Annotated in this window: 21 protein-coding genes and 2 riboswitches; of the genes, 12 read left to right on the top strand and 9 right to left on the bottom strand. The window is 70.8% G+C overall.

What is annotated here, in order from left to right; translation table 11 throughout:
* The first annotated feature begins 150 nt into the window (after positions 1 to 150).
* From ACFQUV_RS07940 to ACFQUV_RS07920, 5 genes are all read left to right on the top strand, one after another.
* Entirely contained in the window at positions 151 to 1041 is an 891-nt protein-coding gene (locus ACFQUV_RS07940) for an NAD(P)-dependent oxidoreductase (protein WP_129611099.1), read from the top strand.
* A 40-nt stretch (positions 1042 to 1081) separates the two neighbouring features.
* Positions 1082 to 2443, top strand: coding sequence for an NAD(P)H-dependent oxidoreductase (locus ACFQUV_RS07935; protein ID WP_129611098.1), 1362 nt, complete (start codon positions 1082 to 1084; stop codon positions 2441 to 2443).
* A 101-nt stretch (positions 2444 to 2544) separates the two neighbouring features.
* The gene (locus tag ACFQUV_RS07930; RefSeq protein WP_165364156.1) at positions 2545 to 3558 is read left to right on the top strand and encodes a LysR substrate-binding domain-containing protein; all 1014 of its coding nucleotides are present in this window, start codon (positions 2545 to 2547) and stop codon (positions 3556 to 3558) included.
* A gap of 377 nt (positions 3559 to 3935) precedes the next feature.
* A complete protein-coding gene (locus ACFQUV_RS07925; protein ID WP_129611096.1) occupies positions 3936 to 4871 on the top strand; it encodes a hydroxymethylglutaryl-CoA lyase in 936 nt (311 codons plus the stop codon).
* A gap of 30 nt (positions 4872 to 4901) precedes the next feature.
* On the top strand, positions 4902 to 6098 hold the full coding sequence (locus ACFQUV_RS07920) for a CaiB/BaiF CoA-transferase family protein (protein ID WP_129611095.1): 1197 nt from the start codon (positions 4902 to 4904) through the stop codon (positions 6096 to 6098).
* Positions 6099 to 6494: 396 nt separating this feature from the next.
* Here the strand turns inward: ACFQUV_RS07920 and ACFQUV_RS07915 are convergent, their stop codons facing one another.
* On the bottom strand, positions 6495 to 7490 hold the full coding sequence (locus ACFQUV_RS07915) for an SMP-30/gluconolactonase/LRE family protein (RefSeq protein ID WP_129611094.1): 996 nt from the start codon (positions 7488 to 7490) through the stop codon (positions 6495 to 6497).
* A gap of 386 nt (positions 7491 to 7876) precedes the next feature.
* Between ACFQUV_RS07915 and ACFQUV_RS07910 the strand changes: the two genes are divergently transcribed.
* Positions 7877 to 9193, top strand: coding sequence for an MFS transporter (locus tag ACFQUV_RS07910; protein ID WP_129611093.1), 1317 nt, complete (start codon positions 7877 to 7879; stop codon positions 9191 to 9193).
* Positions 9194 to 9313: 120 nt separating this feature from the next.
* Here ACFQUV_RS07910 and ACFQUV_RS07905 read toward each other — a convergent pair whose 3' ends face one another.
* The 3 genes from ACFQUV_RS07905 to ACFQUV_RS07895 form a co-directional block, all read right to left on the bottom strand.
* Complete coding sequence (locus tag ACFQUV_RS07905) at positions 9314 to 10693, bottom strand: sodium:alanine symporter family protein (RefSeq protein WP_129611092.1); 1380 nt, start codon at positions 10691 to 10693, stop codon at positions 9314 to 9316.
* Between the two features lie 167 nt (positions 10694 to 10860).
* Positions 10861 to 12279 carry a D-amino acid dehydrogenase gene (locus tag ACFQUV_RS07900; protein ID WP_129611091.1) on the bottom strand — a complete coding sequence of 473 codons (1419 nt, stop codon included), beginning with the start codon at positions 12277 to 12279 and terminating at the stop codon, positions 10861 to 10863.
* A 56-nt stretch (positions 12280 to 12335) separates the two neighbouring features.
* Positions 12336 to 12426, bottom strand: a riboswitch (glycine riboswitch).
* Position 12427: 1 nt separating this feature from the next.
* Positions 12428 to 12529: riboswitch (glycine riboswitch) on the bottom strand.
* A 247-nt stretch (positions 12530 to 12776) separates the two neighbouring features.
* Entirely contained in the window at positions 12777 to 13193 is a 417-nt protein-coding gene (locus ACFQUV_RS07895; protein WP_111384520.1) for a DUF3830 family protein, read from the bottom strand.
* A gap of 375 nt (positions 13194 to 13568) precedes the next feature.
* Here ACFQUV_RS07895 and ACFQUV_RS07890 point away from each other — a divergent pair, with 375 nt between their 5' ends.
* Together ACFQUV_RS07890 and ACFQUV_RS07885 are read left to right on the top strand one after the other, a co-directional pair.
* Positions 13569 to 14204 (top strand): Crp/Fnr family transcriptional regulator, encoded by a 636-nt coding sequence (locus ACFQUV_RS07890; RefSeq protein ID WP_244601728.1) that lies wholly within the window; start codon positions 13569 to 13571, stop codon positions 14202 to 14204.
* A gap of 276 nt (positions 14205 to 14480) precedes the next feature.
* A complete protein-coding gene (locus ACFQUV_RS07885; RefSeq protein WP_111384518.1) occupies positions 14481 to 14672 on the top strand; it encodes a DUF2892 domain-containing protein in 192 nt (63 codons plus the stop codon).
* A gap of 283 nt (positions 14673 to 14955) precedes the next feature.
* Here ACFQUV_RS07885 and ACFQUV_RS07880 read toward each other — a convergent pair whose 3' ends face one another.
* A complete protein-coding gene (locus ACFQUV_RS07880; protein WP_307719476.1) occupies positions 14956 to 15327 on the bottom strand; it encodes a nitrogen fixation protein in 372 nt (123 codons plus the stop codon).
* A gap of 19 nt (positions 15328 to 15346) precedes the next feature.
* Positions 15347 to 15880 (bottom strand): ubiquinol-cytochrome c reductase iron-sulfur subunit, encoded by a 534-nt coding sequence (gene petA / locus ACFQUV_RS07875; RefSeq protein WP_129611088.1) that lies wholly within the window; start codon positions 15878 to 15880, stop codon positions 15347 to 15349.
* A 220-nt stretch (positions 15881 to 16100) separates the two neighbouring features.
* Here petA and ACFQUV_RS07870 point away from each other — a divergent pair, with 220 nt between their 5' ends.
* From ACFQUV_RS07870 to ACFQUV_RS07855, 4 genes are all read left to right on the top strand, one after another.
* Entirely contained in the window at positions 16101 to 17021 is a 921-nt protein-coding gene (locus ACFQUV_RS07870) for a sulfurtransferase (protein ID WP_129611087.1), read from the top strand.
* Positions 17022 to 17135: 114 nt separating this feature from the next.
* Positions 17136 to 18023: a LysR family transcriptional regulator gene (locus tag ACFQUV_RS07865; RefSeq protein ID WP_129611086.1), complete on the top strand. Its 888-nt coding sequence runs from the start codon at positions 17136 to 17138 to the stop codon at positions 18021 to 18023.
* 130 nt (positions 18024 to 18153) lie between these two features.
* A complete protein-coding gene (locus ACFQUV_RS07860) occupies positions 18154 to 19353 on the top strand; it encodes a YbfB/YjiJ family MFS transporter (RefSeq protein WP_378394518.1) in 1200 nt (399 codons plus the stop codon).
* A gap of 8 nt (positions 19354 to 19361) precedes the next feature.
* The gene (locus tag ACFQUV_RS07855; RefSeq protein ID WP_165363902.1) at positions 19362 to 19949 is read left to right on the top strand and encodes a glutathione S-transferase family protein; all 588 of its coding nucleotides are present in this window, start codon (positions 19362 to 19364) and stop codon (positions 19947 to 19949) included.
* A 136-nt stretch (positions 19950 to 20085) separates the two neighbouring features.
* Here ACFQUV_RS07855 and ACFQUV_RS07850 read toward each other — a convergent pair whose 3' ends face one another.
* Genes ACFQUV_RS07850 through dsrO form a run of 3 tightly spaced genes read right to left on the bottom strand, consistent with a single transcriptional unit; the run spans position 20086 to position 25031 of the window.
* Complete coding sequence (locus ACFQUV_RS07850) at positions 20086 to 23175, bottom strand: molybdopterin dinucleotide binding domain-containing protein (protein ID WP_129609189.1); 3090 nt, start codon at positions 23173 to 23175, stop codon at positions 20086 to 20088.
* A 9-nt stretch (positions 23176 to 23184) separates the two neighbouring features.
* Positions 23185 to 24285: an NrfD/PsrC family molybdoenzyme membrane anchor subunit gene (gene nrfD, locus ACFQUV_RS07845; protein ID WP_129609188.1), complete on the bottom strand. Its 1101-nt coding sequence runs from the start codon at positions 24283 to 24285 to the stop codon at positions 23185 to 23187.
* Positions 24282 to 25031 carry a sulfate reduction electron transfer complex DsrMKJOP subunit DsrO gene (gene dsrO / locus ACFQUV_RS07840; RefSeq protein ID WP_129609187.1) on the bottom strand — a complete coding sequence of 250 codons (750 nt, stop codon included), beginning with the start codon at positions 25029 to 25031 and terminating at the stop codon, positions 24282 to 24284. The genes nrfD and dsrO overlap by 4 nt, the downstream gene beginning before the upstream one ends.
* Positions 25032 to 25114 lie beyond the last annotated feature (83 nt).

The following is a 25114-nucleotide window of genomic DNA, read 5'->3' as shown; positions in this document are numbered from 1 at the left end:
CAGGCGAGGACCGCTCTCCGGGGCCGGGCGTCGCTCCACACCACCCCGATGGCAATCGGCGCGAGGTCGGCCATGATCCGACCGCCCCGGTCATCGCACCGGATCGCGCCGGCCCACCGGCGTGGTGGAGCAGGAATGGAGAGCAACGAGATGAAACTGGGATTCGCCGGCCTCGGACAGATGGGCAAGCCGATCGCGCTGAACCTGCTGCGCAGCGGCGCCGAGCTCACCGTGAGCGACGTCCGGCCGGACGCCTTCGCGGAGCTCGAAGCGCGGGGCGCCCGCACCACGACCCGGATCGCCGATCTCGCGGCAGCCGACATCGTGTTCCTGTGCCTGCCCAATGCCGAGATCGTCGAGGCCGCGCTGTTCGGCGACAACGGCCTCGCACCGAAGCTGCGTGCCGGCCAGATCGTCGTCGATCTCTCGACCATCACGTACAAGACCTGCGTGCGCGTCGCCGAGACGCTGGCGGCGCGTGGCATCGCCTTCGTGGACGCGCCGGTGTCCGGCATGGAGGCGCGCGCCCGCGACGGCACCCTGACGGTGATGTGCGGCGGCGCCCCCGACACCGTCGCGACGGTCGAGCCGCTGCTGTCCTGCATCGGCACCACGATCGTCCACATGGGTCCGCCCGGCAGCGGCCAGCTCGCCAAGCTGGTCAACCAGCTCCTGTTCGACATCAACGCGGCGGCGCTCGCCGAGGTGCTGCCGATGGCCGCCAAGATGGGGCTCGATCCCGAGAAGATGGCCGAGATCATCAACACCGGCACCGGCCGCAGTTACGCCTCCGAGTTCTTCGTCCCGCGCCTCCTCGAGGGCGACTTCGGGGCCGGCTACCCGATGAAGGCGGCCTACAAGGATCTGGTCAGCGCCGCCGAGCTGGCCGCCGCCAAGGGCATTCCGATGCCGGTGCTCGCCGCCGCCACCTGCACGTACCAGCAGGCGCTGCTGCGCGGCCACGGCTCGCTCGACAAGGGCGGCATGATCCTCGTGTTCGAGGAGCTGCTCGGCGTCCAGTTCCGCAAGCGCGGCACCTGACCGCCGACCACCCTCGACCCTCGTCACCCGGGAGCTTCCGATGAACCTGTTCTCACTCCTCCAGGCCCGGGCCGCCGCCGGCGATCCGATCCGGGTCGGCCTGATCGGGGCCGGCAAGTTCGGCTCCATGTATCTCGCCCAGGTGCCACGCACCCCGGGCGTGCATCTGGTCGGCATCGCGGATCTGTCGCCCGCACGGGCGCGCGAAAACCTTGCCCGTGTCGGCTGGCCGGCCGAGCGCGTCGCCGCCACCTCGCTCGACCATGCCGCCAAGAGCGGCACCACCCATGTGGGCGATGACTGGCAGGCGCTGATCGCCCATCCGGCGATCGACATCGTCATCGAATGCACCGGCAACCCGCCGGCCGCGGTGGAGCATTGCCTGGCCGCCTTCGCGGCCGGCAAACATGTCGTCAACGTCACCGTGGAGGCCGATGCCTTCTGCGGCCCGATGCTGGCGCGACGCGCCGCCGCCACCGGCGTGATCTACAGCCTCGCCTATGGCGACCAGCCGGCGCTCGCCTGCGAGCTGGTCGACTGGGCGCGCACCGCCGGCTTCCCGGTGGTGGCGGCCGGGCGTGGCCACAAGTGGCTGCCGCAGTACCGCGAATCGACTCCCGACACGGTGTGGGACCACTGGGGCGTATCGGCCGAGCAGGCCCGCATCGGCGGCATGAACCCGAAGATGTTCAACGCCTTCCTGGACGGCTCCAAGCCCGCCATCGAGAGCGCGGCGATCGCCAACGCGACCGGGCTCGCGGCGCAGTCGCACGGCCTCTCCTTCCCGCCCGGCTCGATCGACGACATCCCGACTCTGATGCGCCCGAAGAGCGAAGGCGGCGTGCTGGAGCAGAAGGGCGTGGTCGAGGTGGTCTCGTCGCTGCGCCCGGACGGCACCAAGCTGCCCTACGACATCCGCAAGGGCGTGTGGGTGTGCATCGAGGCGGACACCGACTACATCCACCGCTGCTTCGGCGAGTACCAGGTGGTGACCGATCCAGGCGGCCGCTACATGTGCTCCTACAAGCGCTGGCACCTGATCGGGCTGGAGCTCGGCATCTCCATCGCCTCGATCGGGCTGCGTGGCGAGCCGACCGGGCTCGCCCGCGTCTTCAACGCCGACGTCATCGCCACCGCCAAGCGCGATCTGGCAGCCGGCGAGGTGCTGGACGGCGAAGGCGGCTACACCGTGTTCGGCAAGCTGGTGCCGGCCGGGGTGTCGCTGGCGGCCCGCCATCTGCCGCTCGGGCTCGCCCATTCGGTCGCCCTCGTCCGGCCGGTCGCCAAAGACCAGCTCGTCACTTGGGACGACGTCGCCATCGACACCGCGTCGCCGGCCTGCCGGCTGCGGCGCGAGATGGAGGCGACGTTCGCGGCGCGGGAGCCGGAACGGATGGCCTGAGGCCCGGCGCCGGCTCGACGGGACCAGGCCCGTCGCGCCGTCCGGCGCGGCGGACCACAGAAGCATCTGTCGCAACGGCGGCCGAGGAGGTAGATTGCGCCGTGAGCACGCTCGATCTCCTCTCGCTCCGACTGTTCGCCTCGGTCGTCGAGCACCGCAACATCGCCCAGGCGTCGCGCGCCAACAACATCGCGCCGTCGGCGGTGAGCAAGCGCATCTCCGACATCGAGGCGCGGGTCGGCGTGTCGCTGCTCTATCGCTTGCGCGAGGGGGTCGAGCCCACCCCCGCCGGGCAGGCGCTCTACCGTCACGTCAAGCGCCTCGCCAAGATCATCGAGGATCTCGAGGCCGAGCTCAGCGAGTTCTCGCAAGGCGCCAAGGGGCGCGCGCGGCTGTGGGCCAACACCTCGGCGGTGACGCAGTTTCTGCCCGAGGATCTCGCCGTCTACACCAGCCAGTTTCCCGAGGTGAAGATCGATCTGCGCGAGGAGGTGAGCCGCACGGTCGCCGAGGCCGTGCAGGATGGCTCCGCCGATCTCGGCGTGTTCTCGGACTATATCGGCGAAACCGGCCTGGAGACCCGCATCTACCGGCGCGACACCCTGATGGTGATCGTGCCGCGCGGGCATCCGCTGGAAGGCCGCGACTCCGTCACGCTGGCCGACACGTTGGCTTATGATCACGTCGGTCTTCAGGAAGGCAGCTCGTTGCAGGCCCGCCTGCTGTCCGAGGTCGACCGCTCCCAGCTCGCCCTCAAGCTGCGCGTCCAGGTGCTGAGCTTCGACGGCGTTCGCCGCATGGTGGAGGCCGGGCTCGGAGTCGCGGTGCTGCCTCAGGGCGCGGTGCTGCCCTATGCGACCACCGGAGCCTTCGCGTCGCTGCAGCTCAACGAGCCGTGGGCGACCCGGCGGCTGCTGCTCGGCTTCCGCGAGTATCGCTCGCTGCCGGTGGTGGTCCGCGCCCTCGTCGAATGCCTGGCGCCGCTCGACCGCCGCATGCTGCGCGACGTGGCGCAGGCCCAGGAGCTGCGCGCACAGGAGCCGCGCACACAGGAGCTGGGCGCACAGGAGCTGGGCGCACAGGCGCCGCCGGCCCACGACTCACACGAGAGCTGACGCCGCCACCCCGGTGTGCCGCCGAGCGTTCGAAACCGCGGCGCACCGACGGACGGATGGACGGCAGGCGCGCGGCGGGCGCGCGGCGCGCCGTTCCAGCGGCGAACTTCGTTGAATGGGCCGGTGCGAACCGCGATGTCCCGCTCGGAACCTACGACGAGTCGAACCATACGCCCGCAGCCCGTGCGCCGGCCATCGCCATCGGCGAGGTCAGGCCCCGCCACTTGCTGATGGCCACGCCTGTCCCCCGGCGCCACTGTCCGCCTCGAACCTGAAGCCCGTGTGCGCGCCGCAGACCCGTCGTGTCTATCGGCCCCGCGAACGGCGGCCGGTGCGTCCGCGTCCGGCCGGGCACGGGCCGACAGAGGAGAGTCGGCATGGGCACGACCACCACCCCCACGAGAGTCTTCATCAACGAGGTCGCGACCCGCGACGGCTTGCAGAACGAGAAGACCTTCGTGCCGCCGCCTCGGAAGATCGCGCTGGTCGACGCCCTGTCGCGCACCGGCGTCGCCAAGATCGAGGTGACGTCGTTCGTCTCGCCCAAGGCGATCCCCAACCTCCGCGACGCCACCGAGGTGATGGCCGGAATCACCCGCCAGCCCGGCGTCGTCTACACCACGCTCGTGCCCAACAATCGCGGCGCGCTGCGCGCCATCGAGGCGAAGGTCGACGAGATCAACCTCGTGATGTCGATCGGCGAGAAGCACAACCTCGCCAACATGCGCATGACCTGCGACGAGTCGCTGGCCGGCTTCCGCGACGTGATGGGCACCATGGCGGGCAGCGGCATCCGCGTCACCGGCTCGATCGCCACCGCGTTCGGCTGCCCGTTCGAGGGCGAGCAGCCGCTCGACCGGGTGCTGTGGGCGACCGAGACCTACCTGAATCTCGGCATGGTCGGCGTGACGCTGTGCGACACCGTCGGGATGGCGCATCCGCGTCAGGTCGATCGCTTCTGCCGCGCCGTGCGGGATCGATTTCCCGGCGTGCCGTTCACGGTCCACTTCCACGACACCCGCGGCATGGGCCTCGCCAACGTGATGGCGGCGCTCGATGCCGGCATCGACAGCTTCGACACGTCGCTCGGCGGCATCGGCGGCTGCCCCTACGCGCCCGGCGCCACCGGCAACATCAGCACCGAGGACACGGTGCACATGCTGGAGGCGTGCGGCATCCCCACCGGGGTCGACCTCGATGCCATCCTGCCGCTCGCCCGCGGACTGACGACACTGCTCGGCCGCCCGGTGGGTGGCCAGGTCGCGCGCTCCGGCAAGCGCACCGACCTGCATGCCTTCCCGCAGTGCGCCTGACAGAGTTCAATCGAGGAGGACGTTCGTCCCATGACCACCACCGCAGGCGCCCTGTCGGGGCTGCGCGTCATCGATCTCACCCGCGTGCTGGCCGGCCCGTTCTGCACCATGATGCTGGCCGATCTCGGCGCCGACGTGATCAAGGTCGAGGAGCCCGGCAAGGGCGACGACAGCCGGCACTACGTTCCGTTCGTGAACGGCGAGAGCGCCTATTACATGAACCTCAACCGCAACAAGCGGGGCGTCACCCTCAACCTCAAGGGCAAGGGCCGCGACATCCTGCTCGACATGGTGAAGCACGCCGACGTGATCGTCGAGAACTACCGGCCCGGCACCATGGAGAAGCTCGGTCTCGGCTGGGAGACCCTGAAGCAGATCAACCCGCGGCTCGTCTACGGCGCCGTCTCGGGCTTCGGCCATTCCGGCCCCTACCGGCTGCGCGCCGGCTACGACATCATCGGCCAGGCGATGGGCGGCCTGATGAGCACCACCGGCTGGCCGGGCGGCGAGCCGACCCGCACCGGCACCGCCATCGGCGACGTGCTCGCCGGCCTCTCGGTGACGATCGGGATTCTCGCGGCGCTGCGCCATCGTGATCAGACCGGCGAGGGCCAGAAGGTCGACATCGCGTTGGTCGACTCGGTCGTCGCCAGCATGGAGATCATCACCCAGATCTATCTCGCCACCGGCAAGGTGGCCGAGCGCATCGGCAACCGCTACGAAGCCTGCTATCCCTACGACTCGTTCCAGGCCAAGGACGGCCGCGTCGTCATCGGGGCCGCCAACAACAAGCTGTGGGCGCTGGTGTGCGGCGTGATCGGCCACGAGGAGCTGATCCACGACGAGCGGTTCGACACCAACCCGAAGCGCGTGCAGCGCCACGCCGAGGTGAAGCCGCTGGTCGAGGCGTGGACCCGGGAGCACACCGTCGACGATATCGTCGAGCGCATGCTGACGGCCGGCGTGCCGGCGGCACCGATCAACACCATCGACCGCATCGTCAAGGACCCGCATATCGCCGAGGCGCGCGAGATGTTCGTGGAGACCCGGCATCCGAAGGGCGGCCCCCTCAAGCTCACCGGCTCGCACCTCAAGATGACGGCGACGCCTCCCTCCATCCGGACGCCCTCCCCGCTGCTCGGCGAGCACAACGAGGAGGTCTATGGCGAGCTCCTGGGACTCGACGCCGAGGCGATCGCGCGGCTCCACCGGGAGGGCGTCGTCTGATAATGTTTTCGAGTGATCAGTTCGCGTCATTCCGGGGCGCGGCACCCGGATCGGCGCTTCGCGCCGTCCGGGCGCAGGCTCCGCCGCGAACCCGGAATCCCGCGGCAAACTCGGAGTCCTCGGCTGGATTCCGGATAGCCGCTTCGCGGCTTCCGGAAAGACCACCGAACTGATCAGGCGGATCTCGTCTGAGACACCACTTCGGCGCCGACCCGACCGGCGGGGCGGCGCCGGCGGATCGATCGCCGCCACGAGCAATCGATCCGCCGCCTGCCGGGCCGCGTCCCCCTCTGCGGCCCGGCTTTTTTTGTGTCCCGACCTCGCGCCGGTCGAACGAAAAGGCGCGCGAGCCTCACGACCCGCGCGCCCGAACCATCGTCCAGAATAATCGATGCTTCACCAGTCCCAGTGGGCCGGCGGCACGCCGGCGACCGGCGAGCGGAAGTACGCGACCCTGTCGCCGCTCACCGAGCCCAGATAGGCGGTGCGCAGATCGGGGCCGCCGAACGCCAGGCTGGTGACGTTCGGCAGCACCTTGGCGGGGTTCTTGTAGAACAGCACGCGGTCGAGAGTGCCGTCGGCGATCGCCTTGCGGATCGCCGCCATGTGGTCCGCATTGCTGTCCTCCACCACCAGGTGCCAACGGCCGTCCGGCATCACCCGGATGATCTTGTTGGCGGCGATGCCGGTGATCCACAGCCCGCCCTCGGCGTCGAGCGTCATGCCGTCCGGCAGCGTGTCGTCGTCGAACTCGGCGAACACCTCGCGGGCCCCGAGCGAGCCGTCATCGGCCAGCGCGAAGCGCACGATGCGCTTGTGGAACGTCTCGTTCACCAGCAGCCACTTGCCGTCGAGCGAGATGCGGCACTCGTTGGTGGCGGCGAGCCCGTCGGCGACGATGCGGGCCGTCTGCGGCCGATCGACCGATTCGACCAGCACGATGTAGCCGTCGGCGGCTGCACCCTTGCCGAGCCGCTTGCGGCCGGCGCCGGGATTGGAGCGGTACATCACGGTGATCCACACCCGCTCGCGATCGTCGAGCCACACGAAGTTCGCGGCCGCCACGCGCTCGCCGCCGACCTCCATGGCCCACGGCTCGCGATGGCCGTCCGGGTAGAGCCGCCAGACGCCGCCCTCGGCCCCGAGATTGGCGACCAGCAGGCTGCCGTCGCGCAGCAGCGCGATGCCGTTCGGCATGAAGTCGGTGTCCTCGCGGCGCGCCGCGCAGCCGATCGCCCGGCGGCTGCCGTCGGGCCCGATCCGCACCACGCCGCCGCGCCAGTCGGAGCAGTAGAGATGACCCGAGCGGGTGGCGAGCACGCATTCCGGCCGCATCAGGTCATGGCCGACGAACCCGACCGCGCCGAGATCCAGGGTGAAGTCTTCAGACATGCGTTCGATCCTCCGCGCAGATGAGCGCGGTCGTCCGCCGCGGGCGCGATGTGTCGAGCACGACGGGTCGGCGCGATGCTCGCGCCGGCCTCCCGCCGAGACGACGTCGCGTCCAGACCACACCGCGCACGGTCGCAGCCGTCGAAAACGACCGCTTCTTCACGATCACTCCAGTTTCGATACAGAGTATGGATAAGGAGCCGACCCGTGATCTTGCCGCTCACGACGGTCCTCCCTCGGAGAGGTCGCCGCAATTCCTCAAACACGATGCTTCGCCTCGTGAAACACGACGCCTCCTCGGAACCGACAAGGCGCAGGCTGCGCCTGCCGTCCAAAGCTCGGGAGTCGAGCGACGGCTCAGCGATCACCGACCGGCGAGGTGGGGCATGCAAGACATCGAAAAGAGAACCACGACGAAAGTCATCCGACGATTCCTGCCGATTCTCGTAGTCTCCTTCATTCTGTGCTTCCTTGACCGGGTCAATGTCGGCTTTGCGACGCTGACCATGAGCAAGGATCTCGGCTTCTCGAACACCGTGTTCGGGCTCGGGGCCGGAATCTTCTTCATCGCCTACTTCCTGTTCGAGGTGCCATCCAACATCATCCTCGAAAAAGTGGGTGCGCGATTCTGGATCGCCCGGATCATGATCACCTGGGGCATCCTCTCCGCCGCCACGGCCTTCGTGTGGGACGAGTGGAGCTTCTACGCAATCCGCTTCCTGCTGGGCGCCGCCGAGGCGGGCTTCTTCCCCGGCATCGCGTTCTACTTCACATTGTGGCTGCCGAGCCGACATCGCGGCAAGGTAAACAGCATGTTCCTGGCCTCGATGCCGGTTGCCAGCGTGATCGGCTCGCCGATCTCGGGCTGGCTGCTCAGCCTCGACGGAATGTGGGGCCTGCACGGTTGGCAACTCCTGTTCATCATCGAGGGTCTGCCGTCCGTCTTCGTCGCCTTCGTCGTGATCTACCTGCTGCGTGACACGCCCGAGAAGGCCGAATGGCTCGACGCCGACGAGAAGGCGTGGCTGGCCGACGAGCTGCGCCGCGAGCGCGAGAACGCGACCGCGCTGGTGCCGCACGGCGTGCTCAACGTGATGAAGAGCCCGATCATCCTGCTCTTGTGCGTCGTCTATTTCGGCGTGACGGCGTTCAACTACGGCATCAGCTTCTTCCTGCCGCAGATCGTCCGCGACTTCGGGCTGTCGTTCGTGCAGACCGGATTCGTCGCCGCGATCCCGCCGATGTGCGGCGCCATCGGCATGGTCCTGTGGGGCCGCCACTCCGACAAGCACAACGAGCGCAGGCTCCATGTGCTGCTGCCGCTCAGCCTGGCGGCGATCGGGCTCGGCAGTGCCACACTGGTCTCGGTGCCGGTCCTCAAGCTGGCGTTCCTGTCGCTCGCCGCCGTCGGCGTGTTCTCGACCGTGCCGGTGTTCTGGGTGCTGATGCCGTCGCTGCTCAGCGCCGGCGCCGTCGCGGTCGCCTTCGCGGTGGTCAACTCGGTCGGCAACCTGTCGGGCTTCGTAGCTCCGTACGTGGTCGGCGCCCTCAAGGATGCAACCGGCAGCGTCAACCCGGGCCTTCAGGCGATCTCGCTGTTCGGCTTCGTGGCCGTCGCGCTGCTGGCCGGCATCATCCGCTACCAGCAGTCGGTCGCCCGCGCGGACGATCGGCCCGTGAGGGCGAAACCGGCCGTCTCGTAAACGGCCGCCTGCACGGCCAGCCGGCGCCAGACCGGCGATGACGACGCGGCCCGCCTCCGGAGACGATCCGAAGGCGGGCCGCTCTTTTTGACGGGTCGGCGAACGAGGGACCCGGTCGGGTCAGAGCTCGGTGACGGCGGCCTCGGCCGGTCGGCGGGCCATGTCGGCGAAATGCGCGCGGGTCAGCTCCACTACCACCGGCGAGAGCAGCACCAGCGAGATCAGGTTGGGTACCGCCATCAGGGCGTTGAGCGTGTCGGCGATCAACCACACGGTGTCGAGATGGGTGACGGTGCCGATCAGCACGGCGATCGTCCACAGCACCCGGTACGGCGTGATGGCCTTGACGCCGATCAGGAACTCCCAGCACTTCTCGCCGTAATAGGCCCAGCCCAGGATGGTGGTCAGCGCGAAGATGATCAGGCTGCCGGCCAGCACGTACTGACCGATGCCGGGCAGTGCGGCGCTGAACGCCGAGGTGGACAGCACCGCGCCCGACTCGCCGTTCGACCACACGCCCGACGCGATGATGGCCAGGCCCGTCATGCTGCACACCACGATGGTGTCGATGAACGTCCCCATCATGCCGATCAGCGCCGAGTTCACCGGGCTCTTCGCCTTGCCGGCCGCCTGGGCGATGCCGGCGGTGCCGAGGCCCGCCTCGTTGGAGAACACGCCGCGGGCGACGCCGTAGCGCATCGCCGCCCACACGGCGGCGCCGGCGAAGCCGCCGGTCGCCGCAACCGGCGTGAAGGCGTGCTGGAAGACGAGCGCCAGCGCGCCCGGCACGCGATCCGCGAAGATGACGAGGACCAGCAGGGCGCCGACCACGTAGGCGACGCACATGAACGGCACCAGCGCGGTCGCCACCGCCCCGATGCGGCGGATGCCGCCGAGCACGACGGCGCCGGTGATGCCGCTCAGCACCACGCCGGTGACCCAGTTCGGGACCCCGAAGGTGGTGTCCATCACGCTGGCGATGGAGTTCGATTGAACCATGTTGCCGATGCCGAAGCCGGCGACGCCCCCGAACACCGCGAACAGCACGCCGAGCCACGCGAAGCGCGGGCCGAGCCCGTTCCTGATGGCGTACATGGGGCCACCCACCGCCTCGCCGCGCTCGTCCACCTCGCGGTAATGCACCGCGAGCAGCACCTCGGCGTACTTCGTGGCCATGCCGACCAGCGCCGTGCACCACATCCAGAACAGCGCGCCGGGGCCGCCGAGCGCGATCGCGGTGGCGACGCCGGCGATGTTGCCGGTGCCGACGGTCGCGGCGAGCGCCGTCATCAGCGCCGCGAAGGGGCTGATCTCGCCGACTGCCGTCTCGGCCGAGCGGCGGCCGTCCCAGACCATCCGAAAGCCGTGGCCGATACGAGCGATCGGCATGAACTTCAGCCGGATCTGGAGATAGAGCCCGGTGCCGAGAATGGCGATCAGCATGGGGACGCCCCATACCACGCCGTTGACGACATTGAGCCAGTGGGTGAAGGCGTCCATCCGTTCCTCCCTTGCGCGTCGTTGCGCGTTGTCGCGTCGTTCGTGTGGCGGTGCAAGCAATCACATGGTCGAGGGCTGCCGCGGCGATGCGATCGCCGCGTGCAGGTCGCCTTCGGCGTGTCGACTGGCGCGCGTCGCAACCGCGCGCCGACGCGCGACGGACGCGATTACGCGGCGCGATCGAGGCGGCCCGCCGGATCGCCGGCGATGCGATCGGCGACCAGCGCCGCGGTCGCGGCCGCCAGCGTCCAGCCGAGATGACCGTGGCCGGTGTTGTAGAACACGCGGGCGTGCCGACCGGGACCGACGCGCGGCATCATGTCGGGCATCATCGGCCGCAGACCCGCCCACGGAATCACCCGGTCGGTCGCCACCGCCGGAAACAGGCGTTGCGTCCACTCCACCAGCGGGCGCACGCGGTCGGCGCGGATATCGAGACCGAAGCCGGCGATCTCGGCGGTGCCGGCGACCCGCAGGCGGTCCGGACCCAACCGGCTCGACACCACCTTCGCCTCGTCGTCGAGCAGGCTCACCCACGGCGCGGCGCGTCGGCTGATGTCGTCGTGCAGCTCGACCGTGATCGAGTAGCCCTTCACCGGATAGACGTTGAGGCGATCTCCCAGCATCGCGGCGATGCGGCGGCTGCCGACGCCGGCGCAAACCACGACCAAATCGGCCGTGAGCACGCCGACGTCATCGCCGGTGCGCCAGCCGAGGCGCACGCCCCGCGTGTCGGCCGAGGCGGCGGTCACCTCGGCATTCTGGACAAACCGGGCACCGCGCCGCCGGCACGCCTGGGCGAGCCGACGGGTGAACATGTGGATGTCGCCGGTCGAGTCCGACGGCGTCAGGAAGCCGCCGTACCAGCGGCCATGGAGGCTCGGCTCGATGTCGTGAATCTCGGTGGCGGAGACCGGGCGACGTGCGAGCCCGCCGGCGGCGAGCAGACGGTTCACCGCGGCGGCGTGCTCCCAGCCGGCGCGATCGCGATAGACGTGGAGAATGCCGCGGGTCTCGTGGCTGAAGTCGATGCCCTCCTGGCGGGCGATGGCGAACAGCCGCTCGCGCGCCGCGATCGCCAACCGGGCGGTGGCGATCGTGTTGGGCTCCCGGCGCGGGATGGCGGCCATGAACTCGGCCAGCCACGACAGCTTGTGCCAGCTCGGCGCGAGGCCGAGCCGCAGCGGCGCATCGGACCTGAACATCCACCTCAGGCCCTTCAGCACGGTGGCCCAGCTGTTCCACACCTCGGCATTGCTGGCGGAGAGCTGGCCGCCATTGGCGAAGGAGGTCTCCATCGCCGGATAGCGCTGCCGGTCCAGCACTGTCACGGCGTAGCCGCGGGTCAGCAGCTCGTAAGCCGTGGTGACGCCGGTGATGCCGGCCCCCACCACGACAACGTGACGGCCGGCGCCGTCCGCCGCCGCTTGCGGGATGCCGGCGAGCGGCGCCGCGATGGGAGACGGCGAGACGTCGTGCGCGGAGAGAGGATGATCAGAGACCTGATGAACGGAAGCGTGATGATCGGCGACGTGATGATCAGAATCGTGATGAGCAGAGATGGGATCGACCGGAGTGTGGGGCATGCTCGCCCTCCGTGACACGAGGAGCCGTGGACCGGACGATGTCCGATCCGGTGGCCCCCTCTGTCACGGTACCTGAGAGCTTATCCCGCCCGTCGCCGGGCGAAACTTCCCCTTCGGTGGGCGTCCGAAACGCCTCTCTCCAGAGTGTCCGATCGATGCGGTCTCGGGTGCCTGAGAGTTTCCGGGGGTGTTGCTCCGTCGGCGCCGGCTTTGGCTCGCGGCCTCGGCCGGTCTCTCCCGCATCGTCGTTTTGCGACGAGAAACGGTCTCATGACGACCACCAGACGTCAAGGCGTGAATCCATCAGACGAATGGCGAAGAACGGCACAGCGAAACCTGTGCGAATTGTCTGAAAATGACGACATCGACCCAGTCGCGGTGTCGAATTACTGCCGAGGACGTTTTGCGAGCGCGACTCTCGGGATCGATCCGGGCGGACGCCTTCCAGAGCGGAATCCGATCCGACGGGATCGTGTTCCGCTCTGAAAGTCCTTTATCTATTGGACCGCCTCGAAGCGGATCGGCTGGGCGCCCTCCCACAGGGCCAGACGGCCGAGCTCCGGCAGCTTGTCGAGGTTCGAGGTCAGCGTGATGAAGTGGTTGCCGGCGAGCTGACCGACCTTGCTGGCGAAGCGCACGCCGCCATAGGCGAGCAGGATCTCGGTCTCGCTGATGCCGCCCGGATAGAGGATGATCTGGCCGGGCGCCGGGAAGCTCGTGTGGTTCTCGTAGTCGACCCCGAAGCTGTAGTCGCCGAGCGGAATCCACACGCCCTCGCCGCTCCAGCGCACATGCACCACCTTGCTGACGAAGGGCAGCCGCTCGATGAAGGCCGCGCAGGTCTTAGGCGCCGCCGCGCGCTCGAAGCGGGCGTCGAACGTGAACGGGCCGGCGATGATCTTCAGGTCGCTCATGGGGCGTGCTCGGAGGTCGAGGTGGGACGGGACGGCGGGGCGGTCGACGAGCCGCCTCCGCGGCGGGCGGCCGCGGCGGCGGCGCGCCGGGTGATCTAGGCGAAGCATCGGCCGCCACGCAACCCCGGCTCGCACGTTCACGGTGCCGCGGCGGCTCGCTCGTCGCCGGCTTGAGGGGGCCAGGGCCGGCTGATAGGGATCGGTGATGATGCGAGCATCGAGCAAGCGGGCGAACCGCGCCGCAGCGGTGGCAGGCCGTGCCCGCCGCACGGCGGCGCATGGCCCCCGGCTGCGCGGCCGCGGCCGCGCCGGTGATGCCCGAGGGGGCTGCGCGTGAACACCCCCTCACCCGGCTGGCTCGCGGAGTTTTCGCCGTTGTCCACGCTGCCACCGGACGAGCGCGCCATCCTCACCGGCGCCTCCGCTTCGGTAGCGCTGCCGGCCGACGCCACCGTGTTCGAGCCGCACCAGGCGTGCGGCGCCTTCCTGCTGGTGCGGCAAGGGCGCATCCGCGTCTATCAGCTCGATCGCGACGGCAACGAGATCGTGCTGTATCGGCTCGGACCCGGCAGCATCTGCATCCTCACCACCATGGCGCTGCTGGCGGCCGACCGCTACAGCGCCTTCGCCACCACCGAGACCGCCGTCGAGGCAGTGGCGTTGACCGACACCGCCTTCGAGACCCTGATGGCCCGTTCGGGCCGCTTCCGCAGCTTCGTGTTCACGGCCCATGCGGAGCGCATGGCGGATCTCATGCGGGTGATCCGCAACGTCGCCTTCGAGTCGATCGAGAGCCGCCTGGCCGCACGGCTCCTGGCGCTCGCCGCCGATCGCCGCGCGCTGTCGATCACCCATCAGCAGCTCGCCGCCGAGATCGGCAGCGCCCGCGAGGTGATCAGCCGGCATCTCAAGACATTCGAGCGGCGTGGCTGGGTGTCGCTCGCGCGCGGCCGCATCGAGGTCCGCGACGCCGCCTCCCTGCGCCGCACCGCCGGCCCGGGCGACGCCTGAACGGCGACGCTTCGTCGGCGAGACATGACGCTGCGACATCGCCGCTGCCGAATGCGCGCGACGGCACCGCCCCTCCGGCGTACAATGCCTCCGCGGCCGCGTCGCTCCGCCGTTTTTCGGCGATGTCCGACGTGACGACGGCCATTCCGCGGCGATCGTCGCCATCCGTCCGGATCGACGGCCGCGCCGGATTGGTGACTTCGTCACAGACGACCGGCGCTCCCGCGATTACGTCTCGACTTCATCCTGTGCATCGAAGCGAGCGAGAGGACTGTCATGACGAAAAACATGGGAATGATGGATCGGCTGGTGCGGGCCGTGGTCGGCTTCGGCCTCGTCTACTGGGCGCTGACCGGCGGCCCGATGTGGGCCTGGATCGGCCTGGTGCCGCTGGCCACCGCGGCGATCTCCTACTGCCCGGCCTACACGATCTTCGGCATCAACACCTGCCCGACCGCCAAGAGCTAGAGCATTTTCCGCGAAGTGGGACCCGGTTCGCCGTCGAAAATGCGATCAAATAAGGGCTTCTAGAGTAGGGCCGATCCAGTTGGATCGGATGCCGCTCTCGGCTCCGGAGTGCCCCCGGCGCGGCGCAAGCGCGCCGGGGTGGACCCCACGAGCTGCCGAACTCTCGTGGCCCGCCGGCGCGGACCGCGAGACGAAACCGCCGAGCGGGACCATCCCCCGCCCGGCGGTTTTCGCGTTTTGAGAGTGCATGCCGCGGCACGGGCGGGCGAGCGGCTCGCCGTCCTCACCCGCAGGTGCAGCCGCAGCCGTCGGCGTCGGCGTCGGCCACCGCGGGCGCCAGCGTGCCGGCCGCGTAGCGCGCGGCTGCCGTCGCCGGATCAGTCTCGTCGGTGGTGACCGTCGCCACCCCGTGGCCCGCCAGCCGGCGGACGAAGCCGGCACCGGCGCTGCCGGCGATCACGGCGCGCATCGCGAACAACGGATGCGGACCGTCGCCACGGAACTCGTGAATCGACTGCTCGGGCGGCAGGTCGAGCCGTGCCACCTCGCGGGGCGCCGCGCCGGGCGCCGTCTCGAACACCAGGAACCGGCATGCCTTGCCGGCATGCGCCGTCACCGTGCGGAAGTCGTCGCTCGCCACCGCGATGCGCATCATCGTCTCTCCTCGCGTCATCTCACGCCTCGCCGATCCGCAGCGTCGTGTCGTCGACGAAGCTGTAGGGCGGCACCGGCAGGTTGAGGGCGGCCGGCCCGCGCCGCACTCGCCCCGAGGCGTCGTACTGCGAGCCGTGGCACGGGCAGAACCAGCCGCCCCAGTCGCCGCGGTGACCGAGCGGAATGCAACCGAGATGGGTGCAGCTCGCATACACCACCAGCCATTGCGCCTTGCCGGGCTTCACCCGGTCGGCGTCGGCCTGCGGGTCCATCAGGGCGGACAGCGGCGTCGCCTCCTCGGCGGCGATCTCCTGCGCGGTGCGATGACGCACGAAGATCGGCTTGCCGCGCCAGATCAGGCTGAGGATCTGCCCCGGCGCGATGGGAGCGAGATCGATCTCGATCGGCACCCCGGACGCGATGGTCTTGCGGTCCGGGTTCATCTGGTCGACCAGCGGCCAAGCCGCGGCGGCGACGCCGGCGGCAGCGGCCACCCCGGTCGCGAGATAGAGAAAGTCGCGCCGGCTCGGATTCGGGGCAGTGATGGCGGTCATGAAAGCACCTCCGGGCACCGCAGAGGCGCCCGCGATAAGGGGAATATTCGTTATGTAATAACATGCAAAAGCAGCGTCAAGATGTCTTGACGGCGCGGACGGCCCGCCCTCGCGGGCGGGCGCTCCCCTACCAACGCCTGATCCGGATCAACGACCCGCCACCCCGCAGCCCCGATGGTCCCGCATCTGCTGTGCTGCGCCCCCGCGCCGAGGCCGCCCGATGCCCGTCTCGTTTCGCCTCGCTCTGATCGCCCTGCTGCTGACCATCGCGGTCCCGCTGCGGGCCGGCCCGCTGATCCTCGATGCCGAGGGGACGGCCGCGGCGATCGCCCGCGGTGCCCTCGTCTGGGACGCCCGGGATGCCGCCGCGTACCGCCAGGCGCATCTGCCCGGCGCCGTCACGGTCGCGGACGCCGACCGCCTGCTGCGCCTGCCGGCCCCCAAGGAGGTCGGCGAGCTGCTGCGCGCCGAGAAGAGCCTCGCCGAGGCCGGGCTCGACCTCGGCCGCGAGATCGTCGTCTACGCCAACCGCGGCAGCCCGCGCGCCTATGCGGCGATGGTGGCCGTGCAGTACTTCGGCGGCCGCCAGGTCGCCGTGTTCCACGACGGCATCGAGGGCTGGCACGAGTCCGGCAGGCCGATCGAGACGGGCGACGGCAGGCGGCGGCCGGCCGTCGTCCGGCTCACGCCCGATCCCCGGATGACCGTCACCACCGAGGAGCTGATCGCGCGGCTGAAGGACCCTGCGGTGCAGATCGTCGACACCCGCACCCCCGCCGAATATGCCGGGCGCGACGTCCGCGCCGCCCGCGCCGGTCACGTCCCAGGCGCCGTGAACATCCCCTACGAGGAGAACTGGATCGATCCCGACGCCAACCTCAAGATCGCCCGCCGCCAGGTGGCCGACACCCGCGGCATGGCCTTGAAGCCCATCGCCGAGCTGCGCCGCCTCTATGCCGGGCTCGATCCCGCCAAGGAGACGATCGTCTACTGCCAGACCGGCGGCCGCGCCTCCGAGACCTTCGGCATCCTGAAGGAGCTCGGCTTTCGCAACGTGCGGCTCTACAAGGGCTCGTGGGCCGCCTGGGCGGCGCGTCCCGAGGCCCCGATCGAGAGCGGAACACCGTCGCCGCGGCCGTGACCCCGGGGCGTCGATCACCGCCGGCCGCCGCGGCAGGGTGACGGGCGCGGCGAGGCTTCCTAGACTGGCGTGGCGGCCGACGCTCGACCGACGTGCCCGTCGAAGGAAGAACCCATGCAGCCCGCCGACCTCGCCGTGTTCGCCGCCGTCGCCCGGCTCGGCAGCATGCGGGCCGCCGCCGAGGCGCTGAACACCGTGCAGTCGAACGTGACGGCGCGCATCCGAGCGCTCGAGGCGGAGATCGGCACGCCGCTGTTCGCCCGTCACAGCCGCGGCGTCGTGCCGACGGCGGCCGGCCGCCGCCTGCTGCCCTATGTGGACCGCATCGCCGGCCTGATCGACGAGGCCGCCGCCGCAGCCCGCGACGACGGCACGCCGCACGGCCCGCTGGTGGTCGGCGCGCTGGAGACGACGCTGGCGTTGCGGCTCTCGCCGCGGCTCGCCGGCTTCACCCGGGACTGCCCGGACGTCGACCTGATGCTGCGCACCGGCACCACCGCCGAGCTGATCGAGCGCGTGCTGCGGCGTGACCTGGAGGCAGCTTTCGTGTGCGGCCCCGTGGACCATTCCGACCTCGTGTCCGAGACCATGTTCCGTGAGGAGCTGGTGGTGATGACGGCGCCCGACGCGCCACCGCTCGACGCCGGGCCGTCGCCAGGCGACCTGCGCGTCGTCGTCTTGCGGCTCGGCTGCTCGTACCGGCAGCGACTGGAGGAGGTGCTGGCGCGGCGCGGCATCGTCGGCCTGCGGGTGCAGGAGTTCGGCACCCTGGAGGCCATCTTCGGTTGTGTCGCCGCCGGGCTCGGCGTCACCCTGCTGCCACGCGCGTTGCTCGGGCCGGTATGGCCAGCGGAGCGCGTCCGCGTCCATGCGCTGCCGCCCGCCGACGCAAGGGTCGACACCGTGCTGATCCGCCGCCGCGACGGCCGCCTGTCGAGCGCGCTGGCCGCCTTCGTGGCGGCCATGCGGGAGAGCCGCCCGGCCGCCATCGCGGCCGAGTGAAGGCGTCGGGCGACCACCGCGATCACCACATCGATCGCCGGCCGTGATCACCGGGCGTGATCGCCGCGATCACCACAAAGCGTTTCTCCGGGCGACCGCCGCTCTCTACAGTCGGCGCCCCGGAGCCCCCATGCACCAAGCGACCCCACCCGCGCCGAGCCCCCGCGCCGCCATCCTGGCGGCGCTCGCCGCCCTGTTCGTCGGCGTCGGCCTCGCCCGCTTCGCCTACACGCCGCTGCTGCCCGCCGTGGTGGCGGCTGGCTGGTTCGGGCCGGACCAGGCGGCCTATCTGGGCGCGTCCAATCTCGCCGGCTACCTGATCGGCGCCATCGCGGGCCGGCGGCTCGCCGCCCGCACCCGCATCGCCGCTCCGGTGCTGATGCTGGTGACGGCGGCGACCTTCGTGGCCTGCGCCTGGCCGCTGCCCTTCTCCTGGTTCGCCGCCTGGCGTTTCGTCTCCGGCCTCGGCGGCGGCGCCCTGATGGTGATGGCGGCGCCCGCGGCCCTGCGGCTGGTCGAGCCGGCGCGGCGCGGCGTCGCCGGCGGCTTGGTGTTCGCCGGCGTCGGGCTCGGCATCGTGACCTCGGGCCTCGTGGTGCCGGCCCTGCTGCGCATCGGTCTCGGCGAGACCTGGATGGCGCTCGGGCTCCTCGCCGCTCTCGCCACCGTCGCGACCGCCCGCGGCTGGCCGCCGGACGTCGTCGTATCGACCGATGCGGCCGTCGCCGACGCGGCGCAGCCATGGCCGACGAGTGCCACGCTGGTGATCGCCGTGTACGGCACCATCGCGGTCGCGCTGGTGCCCCACATGGTGTTCCTGGTCGACTTCATCGCCCGCGGCCTCGGGGCCGGGATCGCGGCGGGGGCCGGCTGGTGGGTGGCGTTCGGGCTCGGCGCCACCGTCGGCCCGGCGCTGTTCGGGGCGCTCGGCGACCGGGTCGGCTACGGCGCGGCGCTCGCCATCGCGCTCACCGTGCAGATCGCCGCGGTCGGCATCGTGCTGGTGTCGACCGGGACGGCGGCGCTGGCGATCACCAGCTTCATGGTCGGCGCCTATGTGCCCGGATCGGCCCCGCTGGTGCTCGGCAAGATCCGCGAGATCTTCCACGATCCCACCCGCCAGCAGGTCGCCTGGAGCCGCGCCACCGTGGTGTTCTCGGTCGGCCAGGCGGCCGGCGCCTGGCTGCTGTCGGCCGCCTTCGCCGAGACCGGCGAGCACCGGCTGCTGTTCGCCTTCGGCACCGCCGCGTTCGCGCTGGCGCTGCTGCTCGACCGGATCGCCGCATGGCTCGCCGCGCGGCAGCGTGTCCGTGCCGACCATCCCCCGTGAGGACCCCGATGCGACTGTTCTACAACGCCCCCTCCCCCTATGCCCGCAAGGTGCGGGTGCTGGCCCACGAGCTCGGCCTCGCCGACCAGATGACGCTGGTGGCGGTCGATCCGTGGCGTGATCCGCCGGAGCTTCTCGCCGCGACGCCGCTCGCCAAGATTCCGGCGCTCGTCGTCGGCGACACGACGCTGACCGAGAGCACCGCCATCGGCGAGTACCTGCTGCGGCTCGCCGGCCGCCCGGCTCCCGACGCCGACGCGGCGCTCGACCGCGCCGCCCGCACCGGGCTGGCGCAGGGGCTGATCGACGCCGGCTTCGGCCTCGTGGTCGAGAGCCGCCGCCCGCCCGAGACGCAGTGGCAAGGCTGGTTCGACCGCCTGCGCGGCGCGCTCGACCGCACCGTGCCGCTGGTCCGCATCTCGGGCGACCCGGAGGGCTTTGGCGACGCCGATCTCGGCGACGTCACGCTCGCCTGCGCGCTCGCCTATCTGGATTTCCGCCTGCCCGACGTCCCGTGGCGCTCCGCCCGGCCCGATCTCGCCGGCTGGCTCGACCGGGTGAGCCTCCGCCCATCCATGGTGGCGACGCGAGCCTGAGCCGGCACCCCGCCGCGAGGCGGGCTGCGCCGCCGCCCGCGGCCCGAGGGGCCGTCCTCCACCGGGCTGCCGGGGGTGGATGGAGGCCGGACGCCGGCCGGGGGAACCGGCGCCCGCGGAACGGCGGCGCATCTCGTCAGGCGCGTGCCAGGCGCGCCGGCAAGCCCTGGCGAACCGCCGAGCCGGCGACCGGATCGAGCCACACCGAGAGGTCCTTGCGGGTCGGGTCCGACAGGCCGACATCGTTGAGGTTGATGCCGGCGGCGAGCGCCTCGCCGTCGGGCTGCCGGGTGCCGCCGATGCGGTGCCCGCGGGCGCCGAACTCGGTGTGGCCGAAGCCGTGCTCGACCGCGACGACGCCACGCATCACCCCGTGCCGCACCAGCGCGGTCCCCACCACCTCGCCGCCCGGCGTGGCGATGCGCACCTTGTCGCCGTTGCGGATGCCGAGGCGCGCCGCGTCGTCGGCATGCAGCGCCACCGGATTCTCCGGATGGAGGCCGCGCAGCCGATCGAGCCCGATCGTGTAGGCGCCCATCAGCACCGACTTCTGGCTGATCAGCAGCAGCGGCCAGTCGGCCTCGCCATACACCTGGCGCATCGGCGTGCCGTCCGAGAAGGCCGGCGGCGTCCACTGCGGCACACCGGAGTGGCGCTTGCCGGTGACGGCGTTGCGGGCGGTCGCGACCTGCTCGTTGTAGAGGGTCAGGGCCGGCGCGAACTTCTGCGCCATGCGATCGCCGTCATACGCCTGGCCATAGGGCTGGTAGCGGCCGCCGCGGGTGAACACATGGGCCGCCTTGCGCCACTCCTCCGGCTTCAGCGTCGCCTTCAGGGCCTCGACATGCGGCCCGAAGCCGGTGAGATCGATGTCCTCGTCGGTGGCATCAGCGACCGGCTTCTGTCCCGCGAAGGCGACGTTGGCGGCGGCCCGGAAGAACCAGTCGGTCGGCCGGTCGAGCGCGAGCGGCGCGCCGGCCGCGTCGGTCATGGCGTTCGGCCCGAAGCCAGGCAGCCCGATCGCCTTGGCGAGCGCGATGAAGAACGCCTCCATGCCGATCGGCTCGCCATCGGCGGTGGTGGCGTTCTTCGAGCGCACCACCGGCCAGCGCGCCGTCGAGGTGCGGCTCGGGACCGCATGCCAGGGCGCCGCGAAGCCCCAGGTCTCGAACAGCAGCGAGTCCGGCAGGATGTAGTCGGCGAACGCCCCGGTCTCGTTGATGAACGGATCGATCGAGACGATCAGCGGCAGCCGCTTGGGGTCCTTCAGCGCCTCCGACACGGCGCCCTTGAGGCCGGGAATGCCGTAGATCGGGTTGGTGTTCCAGACGAACAGCGCCTTCATCGGATACGGGTAGCCGTTGAGCGCGCTGGTGAGCCATTCGGAGCCGAGCTGCGGCGCCGCCGGATACCACGGCGCCTCGGCCGGGTACGGCTTGCCGGCCTCCTTCTTGCGCTTGAACTCGCTCGACCGCTCGTAGGGCACGTTGCGCGACAGCGGCGTGCCCTTCGGCGTCACCTGGCCCGGGAAGCCGTCGAGATCGTAGCGCGGCCCCTTGCCTTCCGCCGGGAAGGGGCCGCCCGGCGCCATCGTGCCGCCCTTCACGTTGATGTTGCCGATCAGCGTGTTCAGGGTGACGAGCGCGAAGGCGTTGTAGAAGCCGTTGCCCGCCATGGTGCCGCCATGGGTGTTCACCGCCGCCTTCTTGCCGTGGCTGGTGAACTCCTCGGCGAGACCGGCCAGCGTCTGGGCCGGGATACCGCAGATGTTCGCGTACTCGTCGAGGGTGTGGCGACGGGCGCTCTCGGCATAGAGGTCGAACGACGAGCGCAGCCGGATCTCCGTGTCGCCGACCGCAAAACGGCCGTCGACGAACAGCGTCGCCGGGCCGGCGAGATCGCCGTGCGGCACCAGCCGGCGGCTGCCGGGCTCGACCACCACATAGGGGTCCTTGTCGCCGTACGTGTCGCCCTCGGTGGCCATCCCGAGATCGGAGCCACGCAGCATGAAGCCGTCACGCGGATGGCCGGGCTCGGCGATCACCAGATGCGTGGCGTTGCACCATCCGGCCTCGCCGGCGGCGGCCGCCGCCTTGGGGTTCGGCTGCTCCAGGAAGGCGCGGTCGTAACGCGCGTTGTCGATGATCCAGCGGGCCAGCGCCATGGCGAAGGCGCCGTCGGTCGCCGGCCGGATCGGAATCCAGCGACCGCGATGGCGGCTCGCCAGGCTGTCCGAGTGACCGATCACCGGATCGACCACCACGTAGTTCAGCTTGCCCTCGGTGCGGCCCTTGGCGAGCAGCGCCGCCTGCCGCTTGAACGGGTTGCCGGCATTGGCGGGCGCCGTGCCGCAGAAGATCACGAACTCGCAGTTGGCGAAGTCCGGCTTGGCGTGCGGCAGCGTCTTGACGTTGCCCATGGCGGCGCCGGAGCCGGAGCGATAAGAGCCGCCGCAATAGCCCCCGTGGCCGATGAAGTTGAGCGAGCCGAACGCCTTCTGGACGAAGCGGCGGGCGAAGTTCTCGCGCCCCTCGTTGGTCGACGACAGGAGCCCGACCTGGTTGACCTTCGGCCCCAGCTCCGGCGCCTTCGGGTCGATCGGATCGAAGCTGCGCAGCGCCCGCAGGCCGTCGACGTGGCCCTCTCCGAACAGGTCGCCACCGTCGGCGATCTCGCGCACCATCTGCTCGAAGGAGATCGGCTGCCATTCGCCGCTGCCGCGGCGGCCGACCCGCTTGAGCGGCTGGGTGATGCGATACGGGCTGGTCATCCAGCCGAGCATCGCCGAGCCGCGGCCGCAGGTGGTGGAACGGCCCGCCAGCCCCCTCTCGCCGGCCCGCGACACCGCCGCGAAGGAGTCGCGGATCGAGGCGTCGGGGGCGAGCGGCGGATCGGACGACAGCGGGTGATACGGATTGCCGGCGATGCGCAGCACCGTGCCGGTGTCGCGGTCGACCCGCACCCGCACGCCGCAATAGGTCGTGCAGCCCATGCACATCACGTAGGAGACCTGCTGGCGCGGATCGGGCGTCACCGCGCCGGTGACCGGGTCGACGGTGTATTCGGGCTTCAGCGAGGCGCCGTGGATGTTGGCGGCGCCCGCCTTGGGGGCGAGGGCGTCGACGACGCCGTCGACCACCTTGCGGGCGGTGTCGGCATAGCCGGCCGCGAACAGGCCCAGCCCGCCGGCGGCGACGCCGGACTTGAGGATGGTTCTGCGATCCATGGCGGGCTCCTATTCGGCCGGAACGAGCGCCGGCCGGACGGGGACCGGCGGCGGCGGGGGTAGCAGCGTGGTGAGCAGGACGAAGACGAACACCCACAGGCCGAGCGAGCCGGCGATGCCGAGCAGGCCGTCGTGGCCAAGCGGGAGCTGATAGACGTAGAGGCCGGCGCCGGTCTTCGGCACGGTCTGGCCGCCGATGAACACGGTCCAGCGGAACATCCAGGCGGCGTGCAGGCCGAGGAGACCGACGATCCAGCCCCAGCCGGCCGGCCGGCCCCACAGCAGCGCCAGCGGCAGCACGGTGGCGAGTGCCGCCCAGGCGGCGGTGAGCTGCCAGGCGCGATGGCCGGCGACGCTGGCGAGGGCGCGGGCGTGGGTCTCGGCGACGCCGGTCAGCCCGAGGCCGAGCCAGACCAGCCCGAGCAGCACGGTGGCGAGGAGGCCCCCGGCCATCCAGCGCGCCGCCGCGGCATCGGCGGCGGGCGTCGCGTCGCCGCGCAGCCGCGCCACGATCAACACCAGGCCGGCGGCGCCGGTGACGGCGGTCGCGGCAAACTGGAGCGGCAGGATCGGCGTGTCCCACAGGGGACGCGCCCGCACCACCATCACCTCCATGCCGGTGTAGAGCAGGATCAGCAGGCCGAACACCACGGTCCAGCCGGCGGCGAGGCGCGCGAGGCGCGGTGCCGGCGCGCCGCCCAGCGCGACGAGGCGCTGGAGACGGGCCAGCACGCCGTCGCCCTGGCCGGCGGCGGCGAGATCGCCGCGCAGGACCGCCCAGGCATAGACGAGAAGGCCGCCCACATAGGCCGGAATGAAGAAGGCGCCCCAGGCCATCCAGGAGCCGAGATTGGGATAGGCGTAGAAGTGCCAGAACCGGCCCGGCTGGTGCAGGTCGGCGAGCAGCGCCACCGGCGCGACGAGCCCGCAGGCGAGCGCGCCGATCAGCGCGTCACGGGCGAAGCGGCGCTCGCGCGCGGCCCCGAGCACCAGGCCGCGCAGCGACATGAAGAAGCACGCCACCGACAGACCGACCAGGAAGAAGTACTGCACGGCCCAGGGCAGCCAGGCGACATCGCGGGAGACGTTGACGACTTCGAGAATGGTCATGCGTGGCTCTCCGTCGCGCGCGGACGCCAGAGGGTGGGCTCGCCCTCGACCTTGCCGGTCAGGCGGTCGTCGAGGCCGAGATAGAAGACGTGCGGGCGGGTGCCGAGCTCGGGCTTGAGCACCTTGGAGTCGCCCTTGGCGACCAGCTTCGACACGGTGCTGTCCGGATCGGCGAGATCGCCGAAGATGCGGGCGCCGCCCACGCAGGTCTCGACGCAGGCCGGCATCAGCCCCGCCTCGACCCGGTGGGCGCAGAACGTGCACTTGTCGGCCTTGCCGGTGTGGTGATTGATGAAGCGCGCGTCGTACGGGCACGCCTGGACGCAGTAGGCGCAGCCGACGCAGCGGTCGGCGTCGACCACCACGATGCCGTCGGGGCGCTGATAGGTGGCGCCGACCGGGCAGACCGGGATGCAGGGGGCGTCGGCGCAGTGGTTGCAGAGCCGCGGCAGCATCACCATGGCGGTGCGCCCGCCCTCCTGCACCTCGTAGGTCGACACGATGGTGCGGAAGGAATCCTCCGGCACGGCGTTCTCGTAGATGCACGACATCGTGCACGACTGGCAGCCGATGCACTTGGCGACGTCCACCACCATGGCCCAGCGCGGCGACGGCGCGGCGGTGCCGGCATTTGAAGCGGTGGTGGGTGCCGCGGCGGCTGGTGCCGCGGCGGCGGGTGCCGCGACCGCGGCCCCGACCGTCATGGCGCCGAAGGCGCGCAGGAAGTTTCGACGGGATTCGGACATGCCGGGCTCCTTGTGGGCGGCGGAGCGCCGGCACGTGACGACAGCCCGCTCCGCAGCCTCCGCGACGCTAGGCCGGCACTCGG

Source organism: Rhodoplanes sp. P11 (assembly GCF_964266735.1).
In the GTDB taxonomy this organism is placed as follows: domain Bacteria; phylum Pseudomonadota; class Alphaproteobacteria; order Rhizobiales; family Xanthobacteraceae; genus Rhodoplanes; species Rhodoplanes serenus.
This window is presented reverse-complemented; position numbering and strand designations above follow the sequence as displayed.

What these genes read in the sequence shown, in the direction of transcription:
- ACFQUV_RS07940 (WP_129611099.1), top strand. Translation starts at nt 151, where the DNA reads ATGAAACTGGGATTCGCCGGCCTCGGACAGATGGGCAAGCCGATCGCG.
- ACFQUV_RS07935 (WP_129611098.1), top strand. Translation starts at nt 1,082, where the DNA reads ATGAACCTGTTCTCACTCCTCCAGGCCCGGGCCGCCGCCGGCGATCCG.
- ACFQUV_RS07925 (WP_129611096.1), top strand. Translation starts at nt 3,936, where the DNA reads ATGGGCACGACCACCACCCCCACGAGAGTCTTCATCAACGAGGTCGCG.
- ACFQUV_RS07920 (WP_129611095.1), top strand. Translation starts at nt 4,902, where the DNA reads ATGACCACCACCGCAGGCGCCCTGTCGGGGCTGCGCGTCATCGATCTC.
- ACFQUV_RS07915 (WP_129611094.1), bottom strand. Translation starts at nt 7,490, where the DNA reads ATGTCTGAAGACTTCACCCTGGATCTCGGCGCGGTCGGGTTCGTCGGC.
- ACFQUV_RS07910 (WP_129611093.1), top strand. Translation starts at nt 7,877, where the DNA reads ATGCAAGACATCGAAAAGAGAACCACGACGAAAGTCATCCGACGATTC.
- ACFQUV_RS07905 (WP_129611092.1), bottom strand. Translation starts at nt 10,693, where the DNA reads ATGGACGCCTTCACCCACTGGCTCAATGTCGTCAACGGCGTGGTATGG.
- ACFQUV_RS07900 (WP_129611091.1), bottom strand. Translation starts at nt 12,279, where the DNA reads ATGCCCCACACTCCGGTCGATCCCATCTCTGCTCATCACGATTCTGAT.
- ACFQUV_RS07895 (WP_111384520.1), bottom strand. Translation starts at nt 13,193, where the DNA reads ATGAGCGACCTGAAGATCATCGCCGGCCCGTTCACGTTCGACGCCCGC.
- ACFQUV_RS07885 (WP_111384518.1), top strand. Translation starts at nt 14,481, where the DNA reads ATGACGAAAAACATGGGAATGATGGATCGGCTGGTGCGGGCCGTGGTC.
- ACFQUV_RS07880 (WP_307719476.1), bottom strand. Translation starts at nt 15,327, where the DNA reads ATGATGCGCATCGCGGTGGCGAGCGACGACTTCCGCACGGTGACGGCG.
- petA (WP_129611088.1), bottom strand. Translation starts at nt 15,880, where the DNA reads ATGACCGCCATCACTGCCCCGAATCCGAGCCGGCGCGACTTTCTCTAT.
- ACFQUV_RS07870 (WP_129611087.1), top strand. Translation starts at nt 16,101, where the DNA reads ATGCCCGTCTCGTTTCGCCTCGCTCTGATCGCCCTGCTGCTGACCATC.
- ACFQUV_RS07865 (WP_129611086.1), top strand. Translation starts at nt 17,136, where the DNA reads ATGCAGCCCGCCGACCTCGCCGTGTTCGCCGCCGTCGCCCGGCTCGGC.
- ACFQUV_RS07860 (WP_378394518.1), top strand. Translation starts at nt 18,154, where the DNA reads ATGCACCAAGCGACCCCACCCGCGCCGAGCCCCCGCGCCGCCATCCTG.
- ACFQUV_RS07855 (WP_165363902.1), top strand. Translation starts at nt 19,362, where the DNA reads ATGCGACTGTTCTACAACGCCCCCTCCCCCTATGCCCGCAAGGTGCGG.
- ACFQUV_RS07850 (WP_129609189.1), bottom strand. Translation starts at nt 23,175, where the DNA reads ATGGATCGCAGAACCATCCTCAAGTCCGGCGTCGCCGCCGGCGGGCTG.
- nrfD (WP_129609188.1), bottom strand. Translation starts at nt 24,285, where the DNA reads ATGACCATTCTCGAAGTCGTCAACGTCTCCCGCGATGTCGCCTGGCTG.
- dsrO (WP_129609187.1), bottom strand. Translation starts at nt 25,031, where the DNA reads ATGTCCGAATCCCGTCGAAACTTCCTGCGCGCCTTCGGCGCCATGACG.